Below are 1549 nucleotides of genomic sequence, written 5' to 3'. Positions count from 1 at the left end.
CAACCTCCCCAACCTCCCCAACCTCCCCTACCTCCCCAACCTCCCCTACCTCCCCACGCCCACGTATTGGAATCCAGCTTTTACCATTGCTTGGGGGTTAAGGAAATTACGACCATCAATCATAACGGCGTGGTTCATTAATTTTGCCATTTTCCCATAGTCCAAAGTGCTGAACTGTTGCCATTCGGTGACAAGTACCAAAGCATCACAGCCATCTGCTAGTCTTTCCGCATCAGTTTCTACTAATACACCGGAAAGACCATGACGCATTCCTGTTTGGGAAATAATGGGGTCATAAGCCTTGACTTTAGCTCCCAGTCGGTTGAGTTGTTCAATCAAGATTAGTGCCGGTGCGTCCCGTAAATCGTCTGTATCTGGTTTGAAGGTTAAACCGAGTAGTCCCACAGTTTTACCTTTGAGGATTTTTAAAGCCTGTTGCAGTTTTTCTAGGGCAATTAAGCGTTGGCGTTCGTTAACACTGACAGCGGCTTTCATGAGTTGGGCTTCATAGCCATAATCATCAGCGGTGTGAATCAGGGCAGAAACATCTTTGGGAAAACATGAACCACCCCAACCAATGCCAGCTTGTAAGAACTTGCTACCAATACGGGAATCTAAACCGATGCCTTTTGCTACTTGGGTAACATCCGCACCCACGCGATCGCATATATTAGCAACTTCATTAATAAAACTAATCTTGGTGGCTAAAAAGGCATTAGCGGCATATTTAATCATTTCTGCCGAACTTAAATCTGTTACCAAAACTGGAACAGGAGGCAAAGATTTATCAGCCGCAAATTTGCGTTCGACAATTGGCGCATATAGTTCTTTCATCATGCCAGTGGCTTGTTGACTATTGCCACCTAAGACAATCCGATCAGGGTTAAATGTATCATGAACTGCTGAACCTTCCCGGAGAAACTCTGGATTACTGACGACATCAAAATCATTAGCAATCTTCGATAATTTATCATCACTAGCTGTATCACCAGATACCAGCAATGTTTTTTGACGTTCAGCAATCCCGTCTAAAACAATCATTCTTACCCAGTCACCAGAACCAATAGGGACAGTAGATTTGTTGACAATTACCTTATAGCCACCTTGAAGATTTTCGCCAATGCCACGAGCCACAGCTTCTACATATCGGGTATCACTTTCACCATTGGGTAAAGGAGGAGTTCCCACGGCAATAAACAGGATTTCTCCATGATTAACACCAGCCGCGAGATCACTAGAAAATTGAATATTGCCACTACTAATGGCAGACTGCATAATTTCCGAGAGTCCTGGCTCGAAAATCGGCGACTGCCCAGACTTCATTAACTTTACTTTTTCTTCGTTATTATCTATGCAAATTACATCATGGCCAATATGAGCCAAACAAGCACCTGTTACTAAACCAACATAACCAGTACCAATTACGCAAACACGCATTTTTAAAACCCCGTTTTTTATAGTTGTCAGTAGGGGCGAAGCATTTGGAAGATAAATTATCGGTCATTGCCAAAAACAGTTCTCCAAATGCTTCGCCCGTACAGGCAAAGCA

At 43.5% G+C, this 1549-nt stretch carries 1 protein-coding gene; it reads right to left on the bottom strand.

Features of this window, described 5'->3' with window-relative positions; genetic code table 11:
* Positions 1 to 45 precede the first annotated feature (45 nt).
* Entirely contained in the window at positions 46 to 1437 is a 1392-nt protein-coding gene (locus FJR06_RS18200) for a UDP-glucose/GDP-mannose dehydrogenase family protein (protein WP_148761031.1), read from the bottom strand.
* Between the last annotated feature and the right edge of the window lie 112 nt (positions 1438 to 1549).

The sequence above is a fragment of the Dolichospermum sp. UHCC 0352 genome (genome assembly GCF_009711925.1).
Taxonomy (GTDB): domain Bacteria; phylum Cyanobacteriota; class Cyanobacteriia; order Cyanobacteriales; family Nostocaceae; genus Dolichospermum; species Dolichospermum lemmermannii.
The sequence above is the reverse complement of the archived record's forward strand: the minus strand, read 5'-3'. Positions and strand labels throughout refer to the sequence as shown.